The organism is Gordonia sp. (in: high G+C Gram-positive bacteria) (assembly GCF_049299075.1).
In the GTDB taxonomy this organism is placed as follows: domain Bacteria; phylum Actinomycetota; class Actinomycetes; order Mycobacteriales; family Mycobacteriaceae; genus Gordonia.
The window spans coordinates 1-4,394 of the sequence record NZ_JBAQWU010000200.1 but is presented as its reverse complement, the minus strand read 5'-3'; the positions used below and the strand labels follow the sequence as shown (position 1 = coordinate 4,394).

The following is a 4,394-nucleotide window of genomic DNA, read 5'->3' as shown; positions in this document are numbered from 1 at the left end:
GCCCAAGTGCGAGCCGTCGCCGAAGCGCAGGCCGAAGGCGCCCTGGAAGCGCTGTCCGCAGCGGTACCGCGCGCGGTGGTCATCACGACCGGGGCCGGGCGGCTGACTTCGCGGGCGGCGGACTTCGCGGTGGCCGCCTGCGCTGGTCGGCTCGACGTGCCGATCGTCGTCGCCCCCATCCTGCCCGGCTGGGTCGGCCCGCTCGACGTCGTCGTCGTGACCGGTACTGACGCCGGTGATCCGCTGTTGGCCGACGCGCTCTCGCGTGCCGGACGTCGGCATGCCGAGATCGTCGTCGCCGCACCCCTGGAAGGTCCGCTGCGTGATGCCGCCCGAATCGGGGAGCGCGGCGCTATCCCGGTGCTCGACCTCTCGCCGCGACTGCCTGTCGATCCGCGGTTCCGGTTCACCGGCTTGGTCGCTGCGCTGGTGGCCGTCTTCACTGGGCTGCATGCTGTGCGCCTGACCCCGGCGCCGCTGCCGCTGGCTGAGCTGGCCGACCTGCTCGACGCCGAAGCGGGCGCCGACCACCCGTCGCAGGAGAGCTTCTACAACCAGGCGAAGCTGCTCGCCCTGCGCGCGTCTGGACACCGCCCGGTCTTCGTCGGCCAGACCCCCGCCGCTGCCGCGGTGGCTGCGCAGGTGGCCGCGGCCTTCTTCGACATCGCCGGGTGGTCGGCCGTGAGCGCCGACATCGACCGGGCGCTGAGCGTCCAGTCGGCGCGGAGTGTCACCGGCGATGCGACGAGCGCACTCTTCTATGATCCCGAGTTCGATGGTCCGCCCGCCGCCGAGCCGCGGCGAACCTTTGTCCTCAGTACTGCCGCGCGCGGCTGGTTCGCCGCGCAGCAGATCAGCGGCCACGATGCCGATCTGATCACCGAACAGGTCGGCACCGACGAGGCCGCGGCGCAGCGGGCCGACGGAGCGCTCGACGTGCGCACTGACACCCCGGCGGATATCGCTGCCTACTTGGTGATTGTGGTGCGGGCGGAACTGGCTGCCGCCTACGCGGCACTGGGTCGTGAGAGGGTGGGGATATGAAGGTCCTCAAGGGAGTGGTGCGCCCGTATGCGTGGGGTTCGCGCACCGCGATCGCCGAGCTGCAGGGCCGCGCGGCGCCGTCGCCGCACCCGGAGGCCGAACGGTGGTTCGGCGCCCACCCGGGATCTCCGGCCCGCCTAGACCATGCCGCCGGCGATCTGCTGATGCTGATCGACGCCGATCCGGTGGCCGCCCTGGGCGCCGACATCGTCGAGCGCTTCGAGTCGCGGCTCCCATTCCTGATGAAGGTGCTGGCCGCCGAGGAACCGCTGTCGTTGCAGGCGCATCCGAGTGCGGCGCAGGCGCGCGCCGGATTCGCCGCCGAGAATCGGGCCGGACTGGCCGTGGGCGACCCGCGCCGCAACTACCGCGACTGCTGGCACAAGCCGGAAATCGTCGTCGCCCTCACTGATTTTGCGGCGCTCGCCGGTTTTCGGGAGCCCGCGCAGACAGTCGAACTGCTGCGCAGCCTGGCCGTGCCCGGCCTCGATTCGGCGCTCGGCCTGTTGGCTGGCTCGCCGGACGAGGCGGGGCTGCGCGCGGTGTTCACCACGTGGTTGACGCTGCCTGAGCGGGTGCTTGCCGACTTGGTGCCCGCCGTGCTGGCCGGTGCTGTCGGTTCCCTCAGCCGCGGTGAGGACCGGTTTGCCAGCGAACTGCGCGCGGTGCTGGAACTCGGGGAGGCCTACCCCAACGATCCCGGGGTGCTCGCTGCGCTGCTCCTCAACTTTGTGCGACTGTCGCCGGGCGAAGCGATCTATCTGCCCGCTGGCAACTTGCACGCCTATCTACGAGGTACGGCGGTCGAGGCGATGGCCAATTCCGACAACGTGCTGCGCGGCGGCCTCACTCCCAAGCACATCGACGTCCCGGAATTGCTGCGCGTCTTGGACTTCCATCCGGTGGCACGCGACGAGTTGATGCCAGCCGTCTCCCCGGTCGGTGCCGAACGCGTCTACTTGACCCCGGCCCCGGAATTCCGGCTCTCGCGGATCGAGCTCGACGGCACCGGTCTCGCCTACGCCTCCAGCATCGGATTCGACCTGCCCGGGCCGCAGATCCTGACCGTCACCCGCGGCCGAATCGAGGTGGCGGCCGCCGACGGCGACACGGCCGTAGTGGAATGCGGCGAGGCCCTGTGGCTCGCCGACGACGATCCGAATGTCACGGTACGGGCGGCCGCATCGCGCGCGGTGTTCTTCCGGGCGCGGGTGCCGTTGGCGGCGGATCTCGGCTGACCGGGAAGGTCAGTCCGTTGGCGCATTCCGCGGTGACAGGAGCGCGTCCTCGGCTGGGGTACTCACCAGCCGCACGCGCAGCGGGGTCCGGGCACCGCTGATCAGGATGTTCGCCGGATCCTCGGGATCGGGGTAGAGGCCGGGAATGCCGGGCACGGGATGGCCCTGCTCGCGCACCCGGATCACCGTGTGCCGAGCCAGCGGGCCGAGCTGCCCGTCGGGGCGGTCGTCGATCAGCACATCGGCGGCGCCGCTGGCCGCCGGATGCACCAGGTGGCGATCGCGCACCCCGTGCAGCACGCCGTCCCACCGCTCGGGACGATCGGTGAAGATCGCGGAGGAGATGCCGAGGGCGGCCAACCGCACGACCACTCGCTGGGCCGTTGGTAATCCGCCGGTCACCTCCGCGATCGCCACATCGGGCCCAGCCAGGCGCACGGTCACCGGTCGCCCGGTGGGGTCGGCGCCCACCACGATGCCCGCGCCGGTCACCGGGATCACCGTACCGGCCAGCGCAGTGGCTGTGGAGCGGGGCAGTGTCGCCCGGTCGGCGTTCGCCGCATCGCTGGGGCGCGGCCGCCACCCAGGTGGCAGATCGTCGCGCAGTTGTCCGTCCAGGCTGCGGTCGATGCAGGCGGAAGCTCGGATCACTGGTCCTGCTGGCCCCGTTCGCCAGACCAGTGCGGTGCTCGCCGCGGCGCCGTGCTGCCACACCGACTCGAGTGCGGTGGGGAGGTGTGCTGGGTCATCGGGATGCACTGAGTAGTGAATGACCGCGGATTGGCTGACCGCGGAGTGAATGACCGCCGAAGCAACGGGCGGTATCTTGCCGGTCAGCGCGGTGAGCTCAGCGGCGGTACGACCGGTCACGGTGAGCCCGTCCGCGCGCAGCAGGGCCGTCATCGTGCGGGTGGCCGCCAGCACGGCACGGAGCGCCGCCGACCGGCCCGTCCCGTACCTGGCAACCCACTCGGGGTGGGCCAGTGGAGCAAACCGGACAACCAGGTGGACGGCGCGTTCGCCAGCCACCGACAGCGGACCGAGCAGGCTGCGATAGGCGCGGGCGGCAGGTCCGTCGTCGCCGGTGGATCGGCCGTGCGTCAGCACTGAGATTTCGGTTGCGAGGGCTTCGGGCCGCCGCGACCACGCCGTGAGGGTGTCCCAGGGGAGGCCCCCGGCGACGGAGAGTTTGGAGCCGGCGGCAGGCCGCCAAGGTTCAGCGAGCGGTCGCGGGCCTGGAGTGCTCCCGTGGACAGCGAGCACGGTGAGCAGGGTGCCGTCGTCGTGTCGGACGCCGATGACGTTGTCGTCGTACGGCACATCGAACGGGGTGGGCTTGGGCCGGACACGTCGATTCGCCAGCCCCCGCATGGTGCCTCCCCAGACCCTGACGGATGATTCGGACGTGTCGTGATTCGCCACGCGTCTCCCCAAACGTCGTCGTGCCAGCCTAGTGCGGAATACGGTGGCGGTACCGTGTTCTTCGCGGATTTTGGTCGGGGGGTCAAAATGTCGAGACAATTGACGACGCGTGCACAAGTGAGCGGATACCGCTTCGGGCTGGCCCGGGCCGAGCACGCGCTGATTCGGCACGATGCGCGGATGCTGCACGACCCGATGCGGTCGCAGTTCCGTGCGCTCCTCGCCGGTGGTGTGGTGGCATTGTTGCTTGTCGCGGGCGCCGGAATTTACGGATTGATCCGGCCTGCACCGTCGGTCGGTGACGCGCGCATCGTCGTCGCCGACGGCGGGGGCGGGATGTTTGTGCTGCTCGACGGCGTCATGCACCCGGTGCCCAACCTGACGTCAGCGCGGCTCGTCGTGGGGGAGCCGCTCCCCGCGAAGGCGGTAGGGCAGCGGTCGGTGAATGCCTATCCGCGCGGTCCGGCACTCGGTATCGCCGGGGCCCCGCCTGCGCTGCCCGGACCGGCAGATCCGGCGGTGTCGTCGTGGACCGTGTGCGACGATCCGGCCGCCGGTACTGCCGTGCTGACCGGTCCGTTGGCCGTTGAGGCGGCACCGGTGGCGGCCGGCGCGCTGGTCCGTACCGCCACTGGGGAGTGGCTGATCTATCAGCACACGCGCGACGGACGGCCGCGGCCGGTGCGGGCG

Annotated in this window: 4 protein-coding genes; 3 read left to right on the top strand and 1 reads right to left on the bottom strand. The window is 71.0% G+C overall.

Going from position 1 to position 4,394, the window contains the following annotated elements:
• Together WAW85_RS06440 and manA are read left to right on the top strand one after the other, a co-directional pair.
• Positions 1-1,044, top strand: a 1,044-nt coding sequence (locus tag WAW85_RS06440) for a hypothetical protein (RefSeq protein WP_422558804.1), incomplete at its 5' end; no start/stop codon positions are given.
• The gene (gene manA / locus WAW85_RS06435) at positions 1,041-2,282 is read left to right on the top strand and encodes a mannose-6-phosphate isomerase, class I (RefSeq protein ID WP_422558803.1); all 1,242 of its coding nucleotides are present in this window, start codon (positions 1,041-1,043) and stop codon (positions 2,280-2,282) included. The genes WAW85_RS06440 and manA, both read left to right, overlap by 4 nt.
• Before the next feature lie 9 nt (positions 2,283-2,291).
• On the opposite strand, the gene WAW85_RS06430 is transcribed toward manA, so the two are convergent.
• Entirely contained in the window at positions 2,292-3,653 is a 1,362-nt protein-coding gene (locus WAW85_RS06430) for a type VII secretion protein EccE (RefSeq protein WP_422558802.1), read from the bottom strand.
• 138 nt (positions 3,654-3,791) lie between these two features.
• On the opposite strand from WAW85_RS06430, the gene eccB reads away from it, so the two are divergent.
• On the top strand, positions 3,792-4,394 hold a 603-nt coding region (eccB, locus tag WAW85_RS06425; protein ID WP_422558801.1), incomplete at its 3' end, for a type VII secretion protein EccB.

What these genes read in the sequence shown, in the direction of transcription:
- manA (WP_422558803.1), top strand. Translation starts at nt 1,041, where the DNA reads ATGAAGGTCCTCAAGGGAGTGGTGCGCCCGTATGCGTGGGGTTCGCGC.
- WAW85_RS06430 (WP_422558802.1), bottom strand. Translation starts at nt 3,653, where the DNA reads ATGCGGGGGCTGGCGAATCGACGTGTCCGGCCCAAGCCCACCCCGTTC.